Origin of the sequence: Flavobacterium ginsengisoli (assembly GCF_029625315.1) — a bacterium.
Lineage (GTDB): Bacteria > Bacteroidota > Bacteroidia > Flavobacteriales > Flavobacteriaceae > Flavobacterium > Flavobacterium ginsengisoli.
Map to the genome: position 1 here is coordinate 988,155 of NZ_CP121110.1, position 19,527 is coordinate 1,007,681.

13 protein-coding genes and 5 pseudogenes are annotated in these 19,527 nt (G+C 32.3%); 4 read left to right on the forward strand and 14 right to left on the reverse strand.

Annotation, left to right across the window (positions count from 1 at the left end):
* Positions 1 to 2: 2 nt before the first annotated feature.
* The 13 genes and pseudogenes from P5P87_RS26075 to P5P87_RS04460 form a co-directional block, all read right to left on the reverse strand.
* Positions 3 to 3,728: pseudogene (locus tag P5P87_RS26075) on the reverse strand (SusC/RagA family TonB-linked outer membrane protein).
* A 231-nt stretch (positions 3,729 to 3,959) separates the two neighbouring features.
* On the reverse strand, positions 3,960 to 4,523 hold the full coding sequence (locus P5P87_RS04405) for a FecR family protein (RefSeq protein ID WP_278021700.1): 564 nt from the start codon (positions 4,521 to 4,523) through the stop codon (positions 3,960 to 3,962).
* Complete coding sequence (locus P5P87_RS04410; protein ID WP_278021701.1) at positions 4,412 to 5,074, reverse strand: FecR family protein; 663 nt, start codon at positions 5,072 to 5,074, stop codon at positions 4,412 to 4,414. Before P5P87_RS04410 ends, P5P87_RS04405 begins: the two co-directional genes overlap by 112 nt.
* A gap of 90 nt (positions 5,075 to 5,164) precedes the next feature.
* A complete protein-coding gene (locus P5P87_RS04415) occupies positions 5,165 to 5,770 on the reverse strand; it encodes an RNA polymerase sigma factor (RefSeq protein ID WP_198855708.1) in 606 nt (201 codons plus the stop codon).
* 701 nt (positions 5,771 to 6,471) lie between these two features.
* Positions 6,472 to 6,900: a hypothetical protein gene (locus P5P87_RS04420; protein WP_278021702.1), complete on the reverse strand. Its 429-nt coding sequence runs from the start codon at positions 6,898 to 6,900 to the stop codon at positions 6,472 to 6,474.
* A 141-nt stretch (positions 6,901 to 7,041) separates the two neighbouring features.
* Positions 7,042 to 7,917: pseudogene (gene sucD / locus P5P87_RS04425) on the reverse strand (succinate--CoA ligase subunit alpha).
* Positions 7,918 to 8,003: 86 nt separating this feature from the next.
* Positions 8,004 to 8,366 carry a nuclear transport factor 2 family protein gene (locus P5P87_RS04430; RefSeq protein ID WP_278021703.1) on the reverse strand — a complete coding sequence of 121 codons (363 nt, stop codon included), beginning with the start codon at positions 8,364 to 8,366 and terminating at the stop codon, positions 8,004 to 8,006.
* Between the two features lies 1 nt (position 8,367).
* Positions 8,368 to 9,297 (reverse strand): UDP-3-O-(3-hydroxymyristoyl)glucosamine N-acyltransferase, encoded by a 930-nt coding sequence (locus tag P5P87_RS04435; protein ID WP_278021704.1) that lies wholly within the window; start codon positions 9,295 to 9,297, stop codon positions 8,368 to 8,370.
* 121 nt (positions 9,298 to 9,418) lie between these two features.
* Complete coding sequence (gene efp / locus P5P87_RS04440; RefSeq protein WP_095929274.1) at positions 9,419 to 9,985, reverse strand: elongation factor P; 567 nt, start codon at positions 9,983 to 9,985, stop codon at positions 9,419 to 9,421.
* A 92-nt stretch (positions 9,986 to 10,077) separates the two neighbouring features.
* A complete protein-coding gene (gene lpxA, locus P5P87_RS04445) occupies positions 10,078 to 10,863 on the reverse strand; it encodes an acyl-ACP--UDP-N-acetylglucosamine O-acyltransferase (RefSeq protein ID WP_278021705.1) in 786 nt (261 codons plus the stop codon).
* Positions 10,864 to 10,937: 74 nt separating this feature from the next.
* Entirely contained in the window at positions 10,938 to 12,326 is a 1,389-nt protein-coding gene (locus tag P5P87_RS04450; RefSeq protein ID WP_278021706.1) for a bifunctional UDP-3-O-[3-hydroxymyristoyl] N-acetylglucosamine deacetylase/3-hydroxyacyl-ACP dehydratase, read from the reverse strand.
* A pseudogene (gene lpxD / locus P5P87_RS04455) lies at positions 12,319 to 13,363 on the reverse strand (UDP-3-O-(3-hydroxymyristoyl)glucosamine N-acyltransferase). Before lpxD ends, P5P87_RS04450 begins: the two are co-directional and overlap by 8 nt.
* Positions 13,364 to 13,402: 39 nt before the next feature.
* A complete protein-coding gene (locus P5P87_RS04460; RefSeq protein WP_278021707.1) occupies positions 13,403 to 14,632 on the reverse strand; it encodes an HD domain-containing protein in 1,230 nt (409 codons plus the stop codon).
* Positions 14,633 to 14,855: 223 nt separating this feature from the next.
* Between P5P87_RS04460 and porX the strand changes: the two are divergent.
* From porX to P5P87_RS04480, 4 genes and pseudogenes are all read left to right on the forward strand, one after another.
* A pseudogene (gene porX, locus P5P87_RS04465) lies at positions 14,856 to 16,407 on the forward strand (T9SS response regulator signal transducer PorX).
* Positions 16,408 to 16,573: 166 nt separating this feature from the next.
* On the forward strand, positions 16,574 to 16,981 hold the full coding sequence (tsaE, locus tag P5P87_RS04470; RefSeq protein ID WP_278021708.1) for a tRNA (adenosine(37)-N6)-threonylcarbamoyltransferase complex ATPase subunit type 1 TsaE: 408 nt from the start codon (positions 16,574 to 16,576) through the stop codon (positions 16,979 to 16,981).
* A 152-nt stretch (positions 16,982 to 17,133) separates the two neighbouring features.
* A pseudogene (locus P5P87_RS04475) lies at positions 17,134 to 18,334 on the forward strand (alanine dehydrogenase).
* A 36-nt stretch (positions 18,335 to 18,370) separates the two neighbouring features.
* A complete protein-coding gene (locus P5P87_RS04480; protein ID WP_278021709.1) occupies positions 18,371 to 18,745 on the forward strand; it encodes a DUF4258 domain-containing protein in 375 nt (124 codons plus the stop codon).
* 105 nt (positions 18,746 to 18,850) lie between these two features.
* Here P5P87_RS04480 and P5P87_RS04485 read toward each other — a convergent pair whose 3' ends face one another.
* Positions 18,851 to 19,516 carry a uracil-DNA glycosylase gene (locus tag P5P87_RS04485; RefSeq protein WP_278021710.1) on the reverse strand — a complete coding sequence of 222 codons (666 nt, stop codon included), beginning with the start codon at positions 19,514 to 19,516 and terminating at the stop codon, positions 18,851 to 18,853.
* Between the last annotated feature and the right edge of the window lie 11 nt (positions 19,517 to 19,527).

Below are 19,527 nucleotides of genomic sequence, written 5' to 3' on the forward strand. Positions count from 1 at the left end.
TATTATAATGAAAGGTTTAAAGTAAATGTATATTGAGTTGTCACTGGGAAAGCAACCCCTCCAGTATTACGGAACTCAGGATCTTGTCCATTTAATCGTTTATCAGAATAAACTAACCAAGGATTTACTGCTGAACCTTTTAATGTAAAAGTGCTCACCCCGATTTTCTTCTTGAAATCTGCAGGAAATTCCCAGCTTAATGAGATATTCTTTAATCTAACAAAATCTCCATCGGCAATACGAACATCAGAATAGTTATAAGTATTATAAGCTCTTGCCAATGTACGATCTCCTCCATAATTAGCATTTAAACGTCTGTCTGCAATAACAGGAACATTTGTATAATTTTCATCTCCAGGATTAATCCAACGGTTTGTAAAGTCTTTTGTAAATACCGTTAAGTCATCATAAGTACTATCGTATACAGGATTTAAACGAACTTTATTTCCTCCTGAACCTACAAAGAATATATAAAGAGACAGATTTTTGTATGTAAATGTATTTGCAAAACCAAATGATTTATTAGGCTCAATTGACCCTTCGTATTTCAAATATTTCGTCACATTTAAGTTATCCTGAAAATTAGCCTCTGTAATATTGTTTTCTGCACCATCTTGTAAAATAAAGGTTGGAAGACCTTGATTATTCAAACCTGTAAATTGATATGAATACAATGAATTTCTTGGGTGTCCAACTGTATTTCCACCATTTGAATCAACTAAATCAAAAGCTGTTGGTGTGTTTTGCAGTTTTGTAATTTCTTGATGATAAACAGAAAAATTAAGATTTGTTGACCATTTAAAATCTTTAGTATCAATATTTTTAGTAGTAAAAGCAACCTCTAAACCTTTTGTTTCCATATCGGCATTGTTACCTTGTCTAATTCTTTGACCACCAATACCTGATGTAATTACATAATCAACAAGATCAAAAGCTTTACGACGGTAAACATCTGTTGTAAACTGAACTCTGTTATTAAACATTCCAAGATCAAGTCCAATATTAGTTTCAAACTGCTTTTCCCAAGTTAAATTTCCGTTTTGTAATTCTTCAATTCTAATGGCTGATTCTCTATCATCAAGTCCGAAACGGTCTGTAATAGCACTTTTGTAAATAGCCAAAGAGTTTGTTGCAGGTCCTGCAGTAGCTGTTAAACCGTACGATGCTCTTAATGCTAAAGTATTAACTGATTGAACATTTTTCATGAAGCTCTCTTCAGCAACATTCCATTTTCCACTAAAAGTATAAGTTGGCAACCATCTAGAAGAATCGCTATTTCCTTGTCTGTTAGACCCATCATAACGTCCTGTAACAGAACCCGTATAACGTCTATCATAAGTGTAACCTACTTTACCAAAGAAACCTACTGTTCTTTCTTTTTCTTCATTAAAACCATAGTAAGAATCACCAGCGTTAATTATTTTTTCAATAATTCTTGGATCTGTAAAAGCAGTCAAACCTCTATCGTATTGTAAACCTGCAGCTGTAAATTGATCGCTAGTTCTATCTACAACTCTCATTTCAGTACCAAAAAATCCTTCTAATTCATGCTTCTCAGCAAATACATTTCTATAAGTAACACTATTTCTTAAGTTATAAGATGTCATGTCATTTGTAAACTTTCTCAAGAATCCACCATTTGGCAATACAGATTCTTTTGGCGCCGTTAAGTCATTTGGATCTTGATATAAAAAGATATTTTGATCTCTTACTAACGTATTTACTCCATCTTCACCAATTGCTGTTCCTGCTCTATATGCTCCAACAACGTTTGAACCTTCTAAAATTTTGTGCTCACGGCTTGTGTTTGCATAACGAGCTGAACCAGTTAAATTATAAGTTAAGTGAGGATTAATTTTATAATCTAAATCTAATTGAAAACGAATATCTTTTACTTCAATTTCCATGAAATTGTTAGCCAATTCGTTTATAATATTCATTTTAGCCCAGTTATTTCTATAGTATTCTAAGTTTCCATTATCGTCATAAGGACGTAAAGTTCTACTTGTATTTAATACATAATTAAAAGGGTTGATATCAAAATCACGTGTCACTTTACCAAAAACAACATCTTTCTCGCTTTCGTAAGTTCCAGGCGCACCTTGATCTCTAATAGATGCCAGTGTAGATAAAGTAACATTTAATTTATCATTGACATAAAAAGTCCCTTTAATATTACTAGAAATCTGTTTTACATCGTCTGCAATAGTCCATCCTGGATCTGCATAATACCCCAATGAAGCATAAAATGTATTATTTTTACCCCTCCAGAAAAACTTAAAGAGTGATTTTGCGTAATAGATGGTCTAAACAAAACATTGAACCAGTCTGTATTTGCCTGCTCATATTTTTTCAAAAAATTATTACGGCTTACAGGGTCATTATTAACCAAGTACGTTCCAGTTTCTGGATTATAAGTATTTATTGCTCTTCCTAAAATATTATAAGCTCCACCGTATCTTCCATTTACAGTACTTGGTAAATCTAAATAACCTTTAGCTTCCATTTCTTTAAAAATACTCATAGATTCCTGAGAATTTAGAATATCAAATTGGCTATAACTTGGAACTGTTCTTACAGTTTGCTCCAATCCGTATGTAATTTTTAGCGGAGAATCTCTACGTCCTTGTTTTGTTGTTACAACCACAACTCCGTTTAATGATCTAGATCCATAAATTGACGTAGCCGATGCATCTTTAAGAATTTCAATACTTTGAATATCGTTTGCACTTAAACCAGCTACAGATGAACTTAATAATGTCTCTGAATTTCCAGATGCTAAATCAGCAAACGACATATTAATAATATCTTCTTGAACAACACCATCAATAACCCATAACGGTTTCGTATCTCCAAAAATTGAAGAAGATCCACGAACGGTTATCTTAGGAGCAGTACCAAAAGTACCTGTAACGTTTTGCACTGTAACCCCCGCCGCTTTTCCTTCGATCATTCGGCTTACGTCAACTACACCATCAATTTTTAATTCTGCGCCAGAAATTTTACTAATAGCTCCAGTAAATGTTCTTTTTGAAGTTTTTTCATATCCAGTCGTAACTACCACCTCTTTAAGGTTTTGACCAGCTTCAGTTAATACAATTGTTGGAGAAGTATTATCGATTCCAATTTCTTTAGACTCCATACCCACATAAGAAATAACCAAACGATCTACATTAGCCGGTACTTCAATAGTAAAGTTTCCATCAAAATCTGTTAAAACAGCAGTTTTTGTGCCTTTTGCCATAATTGTAGCGCCAGGTAACGGACTACCGGTTTGGTCAGTAACTTTTCCTTTAATGATTGGCCCAAAAGTTAGAACCTCAAATAAAGAATCGTGATTACTGGCATACGAAAAAGAATCAATAGTATTCTTTTGCAACGACAATCTGATTGCTTACTTCTGAAAAAGTAATATTAAAAGGAACCAATACTCTGCTAAGTACACTCGACAGAGTTTCTTGGTTTGCTTCTATACTAACCTTCTCTCCTAGTTGAGGAAGTCTTGAGTTATAAGAAAATTTTACATGAGCAGACTTTTCAATTTTTGATAAAGCATTGTCTAAAGTTAGGTTCTCAACTGTAATAGTTACTTTAGTATCTAATTTTTTCTGCCCATTTACATTATTTGCGAGAGTAACACTTGAAAACACAAGCGCTAACACAAACTGAAACAGCGTTATTTTCATGATTTGGTGAAGTAATCGTTGCTTGACAACAGGTTTTTTCATAATTTTGGTTTGTTTTGATTAATACTATTCGAGTGTATTTTAAGAAACATCATAAATTACCCTTTACAGAGAGTGATTTATTCAGATTTAAGTGTCGTTAATGTTACAGCATTCTCGGCACTTTTTTTATGCATTCGGTTTTTACATAGGCATTTACAAATTGTTTTTTTAGTTTTTTAATGGCTTCATTTTGGATTTTTAATTTTTTATTTTTTAATCGAATTTCGAAGTCTAGTTACAGCCAGAAGTCGTAATTACAATCTGATTTCCATTCATTTCATAATTTGTATCGTTGCCAATGCTTTTACAAATTATTTTCAGTTTTTCTGCCAATGGCTGATCACTTAAAGAAGTCGTCAATCGGCAGTCTTTTAATTTTTCGTGAGGAAAATCAATATCTACTAAATAAGCCTGTTCTATAGTTTCAAGAATTTGTGCAACAGGAATATCGGTAAACTCAAAACTTAACTGCTCAATATTTCTAACACTATTTACTAAAATCGGATCTTCAGTAATATTGGTTATTTTATTAAACACTAATTCTTTACGAGCAAAACGCAATGCTTGATTAGGAAGCAAAACAATTTCTTTGTTTTCAGTAGTGCGAACCAAATCATTAGATTTTACCTTTACTTTACCGGTGCGAACAAGAACTTCAACATTTTGCTGATCTGGATAAGCCTTTATTCTAAAGCTTGTTCCAACAACTCTAGTGACAATCTCATTAGCATAAACAAAAAAAGGCTTTTTAGGATTTTTACTAATTTCAAAGAAACCTTCGCCGGATAAATACACCTTTCTTTCGTTCCGGTAAAGATTTTAGGGTAACTTAATTTACTATTGGGCTGTAATAAAACAGAACTTCCATCAGATAAAGTAATTATCTGTGATTTTTCAGAATTATTGGTTTGTTCAACCAAACCTTCATTATTATCCTGAACTAGTTCGTTGTAAGTAACTACATTATCATTTGCAGTAATTTCACTTCTAAAAAACCATGTAGAAAAAATACCAATCAAAATAGCGGCGGCTACACCACTAATCCAATATCTACGTATTTTAAGTTTTTTAATTTTTGAAGATTGTTGAGAAAGCTCTTCTCTATGTTCAATTTTTCGCCAAGTTTCCTGTAAAGCTTCATGAACTTCGTTTGAAGACAATTTAGACTCTGGAACCCGCATGGCCAAAAGTACAAGCCTTGCATCTTCAACAAGTTTGGCTCTTTGAAGATTCTCGAGAGTCCATTCTTCCCAGCCTTGCTCATCAACTTTAGATAAAATCCATAATTGAAAAGATTCATCAGCTAAGAAGTCTTCAATTTCTATATAATTGTTACGTTTTTGCATCTTATTATTAAGGTTACAAAAACATAGAGGACAGTTTTTTTATTATATACTCACCGATTTAAGATTTTTTTTTGATTTTTCCTTAAATTTTTAAAAAACCCCTGAAGATATAAGCACTAGAAGCGGAATACTGCCTGTCCATTCTTTTCTAAGACTTAGCAAACCGCGATGTAGAAGATTACTAGCCGACTGATAATTCACATCTAATAAATCTGCTATTTGATCTACGCTTAATCCTTGGTGATAGCGCAAATACAAAGCTTCCTTCTGACGACCTGGAAGGTCATTCAATAATTTATTCAAAAGAAGAACACGTTCAGCAGTAACTTCGTCTTCTACCAAACGATTTTCTATCGAAAAATCAAAAAGAAATTCTAAAACATCTGTAGTAGTAGTTTTTCTAAATACATGATCTCTTTCGTGCAAACGAGCAATTCTCTTTCTAACACTAGAAAGCAAATACGCCTTAACAATAACATTATCTTGAAGAGAGTCGCGATAAAGCCAAATATCAGCAAAAACATCTTGAATACAATCTTGTACTTTTTCTTCATACGAACAAAGCGAATTGCCGTAACTGATCAAGTCTCTATAGTATTTTTCAAAAAGTAACGAAAATGATTTCTCATTACCATTCTTCAAATTATTCCACAGAATAAAATCGTCTAAAACCTTGTTTTTTAAAATTTGGCTCATATAAAAAAGCTTTGGGGCGCAAAATCCGATTATCTAAGTTATTACTAAAACAATAGGATTACTACATAGATTAATATGAAATAAATTTGATTTCTTTTTAAGTTAAAACTGATAAACAAAACATCTAATTTAACAAAAATTAAACAAGTGTTTTACATTTCAATTAATTTTATAAGATACAAAAAGAATCGAATTTTAACATTATTTTTTGTTTTTGTGTGATAAATATAGAAAAGCAAATAATCAAAACCCAATTAATTACAAAAAAAATAAACTTTTTTCTAAATTCATCAGTATTGCGCCTTGTTTTTTGATTAAACTTAAATTTACCATAATTTAAATTTTAATTAACTAAATCGAACCTTACAGTTTTTTGTTCATCATTGATTTACGACACCAGAAAAAAAGACATAAAAAAAAGCCTTATTTAAAATAAAGCTTTCTAAGTATAAAAAAAATAAACCTTAAATCTTATTAGATTTTACAAATGAATTTTCAACTTAGTTTTAAATTAAAGAATGGAATTTCCAGATTAAAAATTAGAAAAATCAAAATCTTTTACCCTTAAACATTAAGTGACTATTTATTATAGGCTTTTTTCTTGCTATTTATATTTTTAAAAATTAAAACCTACATCTCACAAAAAAACCTTACCAATTAAATCAGTAAGGTTTTTTGATAATATTCAGATTGAAAGGAACTTAAAAAGCTACATTCCATCTTGGTAATATACCATTTTCATCTAAGAAGTTTTGCAAAACTTGCCCTTCAACAGCAGTAGGAATTGCTTTTACATCGCCTGCAAACGTTTCGTACCAAACTACTTCTAATGCTTCGATGTTTTCTAATTTCATTTGTGCTGGCCAAGAATATTTTCTTCCTGTTTTAGCAAACTGATGTCCATTTACGATTTTGTCGTAAAGTCCACCATTTTTACTCTTTAAAGTTCCATCATTCTGAACGGTTCCTGTAGAACCAACCATAATTAACTCTTTTGCCTCACCTTCAACAGCGTACACCACAAATATTCCAGCACTTCCTTCTGGAGCATTGCAAGCTTCTTCTAAACTATCATTTACAGTAAAAGTAAAACTGTTTGATGCTTTAAATTTTTCTAATTCTTTATACATATTTCTTCTTTAAGCTTCTAAGATACTGAGGTTCTAAGATGCTAAGTTTTTTTTCATTTACGCCTCAGCCTTTAAAATGTAAAAAAGTCTCAACAGAATATTGAGACTTTTTTTGGAATTTATAATTTTGAAACTTGAAAATTATCCAAGTACTTCTTTTACTTTTTTACCAATTTCTGCTGGTGAATCAACAACGTGAATTCCGTTGTCTCTCATAATTTGTTTCTTAGCGAGCAGCTGTATCATCAGAACCACCAACAATAGCACCTGCGTGCCCCATTGTTCTACCAGCAGGAGCAGTTTCTCCAGCGATAAATCCAATAACTGGTTTACGGTTACCGTCAGCTTTTACCCATCTTGCGAGCATCAGCTTCTAATTGACCACCAATTTCACCGATCATGATGATAGCTTCAGTTTCTGGATCGTTCATTAATAATTCAACAGCTTCTTTAGTTGTAGTTCCAATAATTGGATCTCCACCAATTCCGATAGCTGTAGTAATTCCTAAACCTTGTTTTACAACTTGGTCAGCAGACTTCGTAAGTTAAAGTTCCTGATTTAGAAACGATACCAACTGTACCTTTTTTGAAAACGAAACCTGGCATAATACCAACTTTAGCTTCACCTGGAGTAATAACACCTGGACAGTTTGGACCAATTAATCTTGAATTTCTTTCTTTAACATAATTATTTGCTTTAATCATGTCTGCTACAGGAATTCCTTCTGTAATGGCAATAATTACTTTAATTCCAGCATCAGCAGCTTCCATAATTGCGTCAGCGGCAAAAGCTGGCGGAACAAAAATGATAGAAGTATCAGCACCAGCTTGATCTACAGCATCTTTTACTGTATTAAAAACTGGACGATCTAAATGGCTTGTACCACCTTTTCCTGGAGTAACACCTCCAACAACGTTAGTACCGTACTCAATCATTTGAGAAGCGTGGAAAGTTCCTTCACTTCCTGTAAATCCCTGAACAATTATTTTGGAATCTTTATTAACTAAAACACTCATGATATATATTTTATGTAGTTTTTAAATTTGTGTTGCAAAAATAAGGTTTTGTAATGTATTTTGCCTCTTTTATTGTCAAAAAAATATTAAGAAAATTGACTCATTTGATAACCTCTATAAAGTTTATCATCTTTTATCTGCCAAATGGTTGCAAAATGTGCTAAAAGCATTTCTTCTCTAGGATTCTCGATTGTTTTTACAAAATGAGAGTAACGTACTGATACTAAATCATCTTCGCTAATAATATGGCTAATTCTAACTTTAGAACGTACATAGGCACGACTAAGCTCATTGGCCATTTCAATTATCGAATCATAATCCATTTGAATAAAACCTTTGTTGCTGTTCCATTCAAGAATAACATCAGGATGCAGATATGTTTTTAAAATTTCGCTATCAATTAAGGCATCTGACTTATAAAATTTCTGAACAAATTCTTTAATAGACATATTACTTCAATTTACTTAAAATTTCAGGAATCTTCTTGATATTGGCTAATTGCTTCAATTTTTCTCTAGACTCTTCAATTGGAGTACCAAAATATGATTTTCCGCCTTCAACTGACTTAGTAACACCTGTCTGCCCCATCACAACAGCTTTTGCGCCAATTGTAATACCGCTAGTAGTTCCTACTTGTCCCCATAAGGTTACTTCATCTTCTATAATCACACAACCTGCAATACCAGTTTGAGAAGCAATCAGACATTTTTTTCCAATCACTGTATCATGGCCAACATGCACTTGATTATCTAGTTTTGATCCTGCACCAATTGTTGTATCTCCAGTAACACCTTTATCGATAGTACATAAAGCTCCAATGCCAACATTATCTTCAATAACAACTCGACCACCAGAAACCAACTGATCGAATCCTTCTGGACGTTTTTTATAATAAAAAGCATCCGCACCTAAAATAGTTCCGGCATGTATAATCACATTATCTCCTATTACTGTATGATCATAAATAGATACATTAGAATGTATTAGACAGTTTTTACCAATTTTCACATTGTTTCCAACAAAACTATTAGGCTGAATAACAGTCCCTTCTCCAATTTCTGCCGATGGAGCTATAGCAACATTAGCAAATTGAAACGGTTTAAAATGTCTGGTTAAAATATTAAAATCTCTAAATGGATCATCAGAAATTAAAAGAGCTTTACCTTCTGGGCACTCAACTTCTTTGTTTATTAAGACAATAGTAGCCGCCGATTGCAAAGCTTTATCATAGTATTTTGGATGGTCAACAAAAACAATATCACCAGGCTCTACAACATGTATTTCATTCATGCCTAAAACTTGAAAATCTTTGTCCCCAATAAATTTGCAGTTAAGCAAATTAGCAATTTCTTGTAAAGAATGACTCTTTGGAAATTTCATATAGTATAATTAGAAAACTTGTAAATTAGAAAATGAGTCAATTAGAATGTGAATATACAAAATTATGTCGACTCACAAATTATCTAATTGACTCATTGTCAAATTATCTTAATTAAAATAACTACTCTTTTACACGCTCCATGTAAGAACCTGAAGCTGTATCGATTTTAATTTTATCGCCTTCGTTAATAAACAAAGGAACATTTATGTTCGCTCCTGTTTCTACTGTAGCATTTTTAGTAGCATTTGTTGCTGTGTTTCCTTTTACACCTGGCTCAGCGTAAGTAACTTCAAGAATCACAGATGCAGGCATATCTACTGATAACGGCAAATCAGTTTCTGTATTGATTTGCACCATAACGTTTGTTCCTTCTTTTAACAAATCTGGAGCATCCAAAATGTTTTTGTTTAAAGAAATTTGCTCAAACGTTTCAGCATTCATGAAGTGAAATTCATCACCTTCTGGATATAAATATTGAAATGTATGTGTTTCAACACGGATAACGTCAATCTTGTGACCAGCAGAAAATGTATTATCTAATACTTTTCCAGAAGTCAAACTTTTCAATTTAGTTCTAACGAAAGCTGGACCTTTTCCAGGTTTTACGTGAAGAAATTCAATAATTTTATAGATATCGTGATTAAATTTAATACACAATCCGTTTCTAATATCTGATGTAGATGCCATTTGTATTTGTTTTATTTTTTTGTTTAATCGTTTAACCGTTTAACTGTTTTTTCGATTAAACGATTAAACAAATAAACAATTAAACTCAATTTTTAATAATTTCCTGAGTAACCTTTCATAATTCCTCGAGAAGAATTTCTAATAAAATCTAGAATTTCATCTCTTTCTGGAGTCGCTTCCATTTCAGCTTCAATAATGCTTAAAGCTTGCGTTGTATTGTAATTCTTTTGATACAATATTCTATAGATTTCCTGAATTTCTCTAATTTTTTCAGTACTAAAACCTCTTCTTCGTAAACCAACAGAATTAATTCCTACATAAGACAAAGGCTCTTTTGTCGCCTTTGTAAATGGCGGAACGTCTTTTCTAACCAAAGATCCTCCAGAAATCATAGCGTGATCTCCAATATGAATAAACTGGTGAATCGCCGCTAAACCTCCAATAACTGCATGATTTCCAACAACTACGTGTCCAGCTAATGCAACACCATTTACAATAATTGCATTGTTTCCGATCTCACAGTCGTGCGCGATGTGAGCATAAGCCATTACTAAACAATTGTTTCCAATTACAGTTTGGCCAGAAGCAATAGTCCCTCTATTAATAGTTACACATTCTCTAATTGTACAATTATCGCCAATAATAGCAAGAGAATCTTCACCTCCAAATTTTAAATCTTGTGGCACCGCAGAAATTACTGCTCCTGGGAAAATATTACAATTTTTTCCAATTCGAGCACCTTCCATAATGGTCACGTTTGAACCAATCCAAGTACCATCACCAATAACAACATTATTGTGAATTGTTGTAAATGGCTCTATTACAACGTTTTTAGCGATTTTCGCGCCTGGATGAACATATGCTAATGGTTGATTCATCTGTATGTTTTATATTTTTAATTAAAATATTCTAATTTGAAGCAACAAACCTAAACAATAAATTTGATAATTTATTATTGTTTCCTTGCTATTTGTGCCATTAATTCTGCCTCGGTTACTAATTTACCATTTGCATAAGCATTTGCTTGCATATGGCAAATTCCTCTTCTGATAGGAGAAATTAACTCACATTTAAAGATTAAAGTATCACCTGGCAATACTTTGTGTTTAAATTTAACATTATCAATTTTCATGAAATATGTCAAATAATTTTCAGGATCTGGAACAGTACTTAACACTAAAATTCCACCTGTTTGAGCCATTGCTTCAACAATTAATACACCTGGCATAACTGGAGCTTCTGGAAAGTGACCAACGAAGAAATTCTCGTTCATGGTAACATTTTTCAATCCTACTACGTGACGATCAGACATTTCGATAATTCTGTCAATTAACAAGAATGGAGGTCTGTGAGGCAGCATAGACATGATTTTATGAATATCCATCAATGGTTCTTGATGCAAATCATAAGTAGGAACATGATTTCTCTGCTCTATCTTGATAATTTTTGCTAATTTTTTAGCAAACTGAGTGTTTACAAAGTGTCCTGGTTTGTTAGCAATAATTTTTCCTTGGATACGAACTCCAATTAAAGATAAATCTCCAATTACATCTAGCAATTTATGTCTTGTTGCTTCGTTTGGATAGTGCAAAGTCAAGTTATCTAAAACTCCGTTTGGTTTAACTGAAATCTCTTCTTTACCAAACGCTTTCTTTAAATTCTCCATTGTAGACTCAGAGATTTCTTTATCTACATACACAATTGCATTGTTTAAATCTCCACCTTTAATAAGTCCGTGCTCTAACAAAGACTCTAATTCGTGAAGGAAACTAAAAGTTCTAGAACTCGCAATTTCAGATTTAAAATCTGCTAAACTTTTTAAAGTAGCATTTTGAGTACCTAAAACTTTAGTACCAAAATCTACCATAGTTGTTACTTGATATTCGTCGCTAGGCATAACAAGAATTTCGCTTCCAGTAGCTTCATCTGTAAAAGAAATTACTTCTTTAACTACGTAAACATTTCTGCTTGCATCTTGTTCTTCAATTCCAGCTTTCTCTATCGCTTCAACAAAATATTTTGATGAACCATCCATAATTGGTAGTTCAGAGGCATTCAATTCAATAATAACATTATCCAAATCACAACCAACCACTGCAGCCAAAACGTGTTCTGGTGTTTGAATTTTTACACCAAGTTTCTCAAGATTTGTTCCTCTTTGAGTATTAACAACATAATTAGCATCAGCTTCAATTACTGGTTGACCTTGCAAATCTACTCTTACAAAAGTGAAACCATTATTAACGGGTGCAGGTTTAAAAGTCATTGTAACTTCTTTTCCAGTGTGTAAACCAACTCCTGTTAGCGAAATTTCATTTTTGATGGTCTTCTGTTTAACCATTATTTCCATTTTTTGGGTTTATTATTTGTTTTTTTAATTCTTCAACTTCAGCCACAATTTTAGGCAGATTCTTAAAATGAACATACGATTTATTAAAATCACTATATCCAAGTGATGGCGAACCTTGTAAAACTTCACCATCTTTAATGTTTCTTGAAACGCCAGACTGTGCCTGAACTCTAACATTATTGCCAATTGTTAAATGGCCTACTATACCAACTTGTCCTCCAATCATACAGTTCTCGCCAATTTTTGTAGAACCTGCTACCCCACTTTGAGCGACTATCACAGTATTTTTTCCAATTTCTACATTGTGAGCAATCTGAATTTGATTGTCTAATTTAACCCCTTTTCTAATTATTGTAGAACCAAGGGTTGCTCTGTCGATTGTAGTATTTGCACCAATATCTACGTTATCCTCAATAATAACATTACCAATTTGTGGTACTTTACTATATTCTCCATCTTCATTTGGAGCAAATCCAAAACCATCAGCACCGATAATAACACCAGAATGAACAGTACAATTGTTTCCTATTACAGTTTCTGAATAGATTTTTGCACCAGCAAAGATGAATACATTATCACCAATAGTAACATTGTCACCAATAAAACTATTTGGATATATTTTCACATTATTGCCCAAAACTACATTTTGTCCAATATAACTAAAACTTCCCAAATATAAATTTTCTCCATATTTGGTTCCTTCAGACATAAATGACTGAGGCTCGATACCTGTTTTATTTAATTTTACTTGATTATAAAAATGTAAAAGTTTAGAAAACGCTTGCATAAGCATCTTCCACTTTAATAAGTGTAGTAGTAATTTCCTGTTCTGGAATAAAGCTATCATTAACAATTGTTACTGTCGCTTTTGTAGTATATATATAATTGATATACTTTGGATTAGCCAAAAAAGTAAGCGACCCTTCGTCCCCTTCTTCGATTTTAGAAAGCTTAGAAACTTCTGCATTGGGATTCCCAACAACTTCTCCTTCTAAAATTCCTGCTATTTGTTCTGCTGTAAATTTCATCGCGACAAAAATATAAAAAATAGGTTTTAAATGTTAATTTTATATAAGTTGTTTTGGGAAACAGATATAATATTTTGTCACCAATTTAGATAACGATTTCAAATTCAGTTGGTCAGAAGCTTCAACAACATCTTCAATTGTTTTATCTTTTTTCAAAATACGAATAGGTTCTGCTTCCTTACTATAGGCTTGGTTTTTAATTTTACCTCTAAAAATAAAATATCCTGCATCTAATTGCGAAATATGATGCTTATTAGCAAACTGCTCTTTTAAAGATTGAGATTCTTCCATAGAAACTTTCTCAGCGCTCATTTTAATTTTAAGCAAATCTCTATTAATTATCATTTTGCTTAAAGTGCTTAAAACGAAATCGTCCTGTCGCTGCCAAGCTTTTAAAGCACTAATAATATCAAAATCATCCAATTGAGAAAACAAGTCGAGCTTTTCGGCATCAAAATTTTCTAGAGTTATTTTATTATGCATAAAATAAGAAAGAGGCTCACTGCAAGGAAGATCTACTCCTTTCAAAACCAATTCTTTTGCTCTTTTTAAGACTTTCATTAAAATCAATTCGGCAACCAAACTTGTTTTATGCAAATAAGCTTGCCAGTACATTAATCTCCTAGAAAGCAGAAATTTCTCTACAGAATAAATTCCTTTTTCTTCAATTACTAAAACATCATTTTCAACATTCATCATCTGAATCAATCGTTCAGAGTTTACATTTCCTTCAGCAACACCTGTATAAAAACTATCTCGTTTCAAGTAATCCATTCGATCCATATCCAACTGACTTGAAATCAATTGCAACATGAATTTTCTATGGTATTCACCTTTAAAAACCTGAATCGCCAAACTTAATCTTCCGCCAAATTCTTCATTTAACTGATTCATAAATAATAGTGAAATGGCTTCGTGGTGCACATCTTCAACAATACTTTTTTCCATCGCATGAGAAAACGGCCCATGCCCTATATCATGAAGCAAAATTGCTATTAAAAGCGCATTTTCTTCTTCTTCAGAAATCACAACCTCTTTAAAACGAAGCGTGTCAATAGCTTTTTTCATCAAATGCATACATCCTAATGCATGATGAAAACGAGTATGATTCGCTCCTGGATACACCAAATACGATAATCCCATCTGTGAAATACGGCGTAGACGCTGAAAATAAGGATGCTGAATTAGATCGTAAACCAGCTCATTCGGAATCGTAATGAAGCCATATATAGGATCGTTGAATATTTTTAATTTATTGATCTGAGTCACAGTCTCGTTATTTTTTTGGTCAACAAATATAAGTAAATAAGTATAAAGAGCTCGGTGTTTTTTATTTAAAAATCACACTCTAAAATATGATGATTATCAATAAAATACATTAAAAAATGTTAAATTTCAAAATAAAATCATGGTTTAACTTTGGTAATTTTATACTATTTTTAATACTTTTTAAGTTCTATAACTTTAAATTGCAGTAAAATTAAATTGATTTATGGATAAGATAAAGATACTTTGGGTCGACGATGAAATCGATCTTTTAAAGCCCCACATATTATTTCTAGAAAAAAGAATTACGAAGTTACTACTTGCAATAACGGCCTTGATGCGATTGCGTTGTTTGAAGAAGATAATTTTGATATTGTTTTTCTAGATGAAAACATGCCTGGAATGAGCGGATTAGAAACGCTTTCTGAAATGAAAGAAAAAAATCAGCGATTCCGATGATTATGATCACCAAAAGCGAGGAAGAATACATTATGGAAGAAGCCATTGGTTCTAAAATCGCCGATTATTTGATTAAACCCGTAAATCCGAACCAAATTCTATTGAGTTTGAAGAAAAATCTAGATGATTCGAGATTAATCACCGAAAAAACCACTTTAGATTATCAGAAAGAATTTAGAAAGATTTCGATGGAATTGGCAATGGTTAATTCATACGAAGATTGGATTGAATTGTACAAAAAATTGCTTTTTTGGGAATTAAAACTAGAAGACATCAATGATACAGCGATGATCGAAATTCTAGAATCTCAAAAAGTTGAAGCGAATTCGCAATTCGGAAAATATATCGAAAGAAATTACGAAGATTGGTTTGCACCAAAAGCAGATAAACCGATTCAATCTAATACTTTGTTTAAAGAATTAGTGGTTCCAGAAATTAAAAAGAAAGACAAACCAATCCTTTTTGTTGTAATTGATAACCTTCGTTACGATCAATGGAAAGCTTTTGAAGGTGTAATTTCAAACTATTACAAACTAGAAAAAGAAGTTCCGTACTACTCCATTCTTCCAACAGCAACTCAATATGCTAGAAATTCTATTTTTTCTGGTTTAATGCCTCTAGAAATGGAAAAACAATTTCCTGAATATTGGAAAAACGATGTAGAAGACGGAGGAAAAAACCTTTATGAAGCAGAGTTTTTATCGGCTCAGTTAAAACGTTTAGGTTTAAACATTAAAGAAGATTATTTCAAAATCACCAATTATGCTGGCGGAAAAAAGTTAGCCGAAAACTTTAAAGCTTTAAAAGGAAATGACTTAGTAACTGTTGTTTACAATTTCGTTGATATGCTTTCGCATGCTAAAACCGAAATGGAAGTAGTAAAAGAATTAGCTTCTGATGATAAAGCGTATCGTTCTTTAACCTTAAGCTGGTTTAAAAATTCTCCTTTATTAGAAATTATCCAACAGGCACAACTTTTAGGCTTTAAACTTATCTTAACAACAGACCACGGAACAATTAATGTAAAAAATCCGTCGAAAGTTGTGGGTGATAAAAATACAAGTCTAAATTTGCGTTATAAAACTGGACGTAGTTTAACATACGAGCAAAAAGATGTTTATGTAGTAAAAGAGCCTAAAACCATTGGCTTACCTGCAATAAACATGAGCAGTTCGTTTATTTTTGCCAAAAATGATTTTTTCTTGGCTTACGTAAACAACTACAATCATTATGTGAGCTATTACAAAAACACCTACCAACACGGAGGAATTTCGTTAGAAGAAATGATTATTCCGTTTTTGGTATTTAACCCTAAATAAAAGCTTTAAGTCGCAGTTTTCAATTTTGAATTTAAATAAAATAATTCTTGCCACAGATTTTACAGATCAATATTGATTTGAAAATCCTTTTTAATCTTTTAATCTGTGGCATTTAAAAAATAATTCGCCAAAATTTGCGAAATTCGTGGCAAAAAAATAAACAACAATGAACATCGTTTTTTCATTAGATCAAATTCAAGAAGTTGCCGAGCAGATTATAGCTTCAAACCCTAAAAAAATCATTCTTTTTAATGGTGAAATGGGAGTTGGGAAAACTACTTTAATCAAACAACTATGCAAAAGTTTAGGAGTTCAAGATGCAACAAGCAGTCCGACTTTTTCTCTTGTAAACGAATACCAAACTTCTAGTAATCAAACCGTTTATCACTTTGATTTTTATAGATTAAACAAAGAAACCGAAGCGCTAGATATGGGCGTTGACGATTATTTGTATTCTGGAAATTGGTGTTTTATCGAATGGTCTGAAAAAATTGCGAGTCTGATCCCAGAAGAACATTCTACAATAAATATAGAATTGCTTGCTGATGGAAAAAGAGAACTAAATTTAGTTTAAAACCTATAATAAATAATCGTAAAAAGAAAAATTCACCTCTTTATTGACAGGTATAATATTTCTTAACTTTTATCTTTGAGTATTAGCAGAATTTTTACATTAATTTTAAAACTTTTTACGTAATTTGTACTCCTTAATTTTTTGCATTATCCATGTCAATCACGTTAACTCCATTTACAAAACAACAATTAATACCGCAGGAAGAAAAACTTGAGGTTGGTCGTTTTAAAAGAGAACTTTTTATAGGAATTCCTAAAGAAACAAGTTACCAGGAACGTCGTATCTGTCTTACGCCCGATGCTGTAAATTCCTTAACTTACGCAGGTCACCGCGTTATGATTGAATCTGGAGCAGGAGAATGTTCGAGTTATACAGACAAAGAATATGCAGATGCGGGAGCAGAAATTACAAAAGACACCAAAAGGGTTTTTGGTTGCCCATTTCTATTAAAAGTAGAACCGCCAACTTTGGCTGAAATTGAAATGATAAATCCCGAAACGGTTATTATTTCTGCGATTCAGCTAAAAACTAAAAAGAAATCTTACTTCGAAGCTTTAGCCCAAAAGAAAATTACTGCCTTAGCTTTTGAATATATTAAAGACGAAGACGGATCTTATCCTGCTGTAAAATCTTTAAGCGAAATCGCCGGAACTGCCTCAATACTTATTGCTTGCAGAATTAATGATCACAGATGAATTTGGAAAAGGCCTTTTATTTGGAAACATTACAGGCGTTCCTCCTACCGAAGTTGTGATTTTAGGAGCTGGAACCGTTGGGGAATTTGCGGCAAAAACCGCTATTGGATTAGGCGCAAATGTTAAGGTTTTTGATAACTCTATTACAAAACTACGTCGTCTTCAAAACAATTTAAATCAAAGAATTTTTACTTCTACCATACAGCAAAAAGGTTTATTAAAGGCTTTAAGACGTTGTGATGTGGCAATTGGAGCAATGCGCGGAAAAGAACGTTGTCCGATTGTTGTGAACGAAACAATGGTAGAACATATGAAAAAAGGCGCTGTAATTGTTGACGTTAGTATTGATACTGGTGGCTGTTTCGAAACTTCAGAAGTAACTACTCACGAAAAACCAACATTTATTAAAAGCAATGTTTTACATTATTGTGTACCAAATATACCATCTCGTTATTCCAAAACTGCTTCATTATCAATAAGTAATATCTTAACACCTTACCTGCATCAGATAGCCGAAGATGGTGGTATTGAAAGCGCAATTCGATGCAATAAAGGCCTTAAAAACGGCATTTATCTTTATCACGGAATTCTAACAAATAAAGCAATTGGCGACTGGTTCGATTTGCCAGACAACGATATTAATTTACTTGTATTTTAAGAGAACTTTAATGTACCTTTGCAAAAATTTTATTTCATGAAGTTCGTACACCGTTTTGCATATTACCTGATTGGTCTCGTTATGGGATGTTTTATTGTATCAGGATTTTTTATCGGAAAAGATACCCGATGCAATTATTTTCCAAATGCTCGAGTTTTAAATAACCTTAGAACAAAACCATTTCAATATTCTCCAAAAGCCGTTCAGACTTTAAGTGAAAAATGGGTTGACACGGCAGATGTCAAAAACACATTAACTTATGGAGATGTCGATTTTGACCAAAGCAATGTTCCATTCAAAAAAGGAAAGCTTTATATTATTGAAGGAAAAACAGTAAAAAATCAGGAAATTATTCTAAAAGTGGTGAATTACGAAAATAAAGCCGTTTTGGAAGAAATCATAAAAAAATAAAAAGAAAACCCAATAACACGTTTAATGTTATTGGGTTTTCTTTTATAAGGAATATTTATCTAAAAGCACAAAGTCTTTTCCTTTGCAACTTTGTAACTAAAAAAATCACCATTCAATTTCTTTTAATCCTTTAGATTTCAAGAATTCATTTGTTTGGCTAAAATGTTTGTTCCCAAACCAGAAACCTCTATTGGCACTTAATGGAGAAGGATGTCCCGATTTTAAAATATGGTGTTTTGAAGCATCAATTAAAGTAGCTTTCTTTTGAGCAAAACCTCCCCAAAGTAAAAAGACAACATTTTCTTTTTCAGCAGAAATTTGTTTGATCACGGCATCAGTAAATTTCTCCCAACCTTTTCCTTGATGGCTCCCTGCTTCAGATTGTCTAACAGTTAAAGTAGCATTTAAAAGAAAAACGCCTTGATCTGCCCAACGTTCTAAATTACCCGTATTAGGCATTGGTATATTGAAATCATCCTGAATTTCCTTAAATATATTTTGAAGCGATGGCGGAAACGGAATTCCATCATTTACAGAAAAACACAATCCATTTGCTTGATTTGGCCCATGATAAGGATCTTGCCCGATAATAACCACTTTAACTTCATCAAAATGACAATGGTCAAAAGCTGAAAAAATCTGATTCCCTTTTGGATAACAAACTTTTGTTGCGTATTCCGTTTTTACAAATTCAATTAAATCGTTGAAATATGGTTTTTCGAATTCTTCATTCAAAACTGGTTTCCAAGAAGAATGCATTTTTACGTCCATAATTTTTTTTA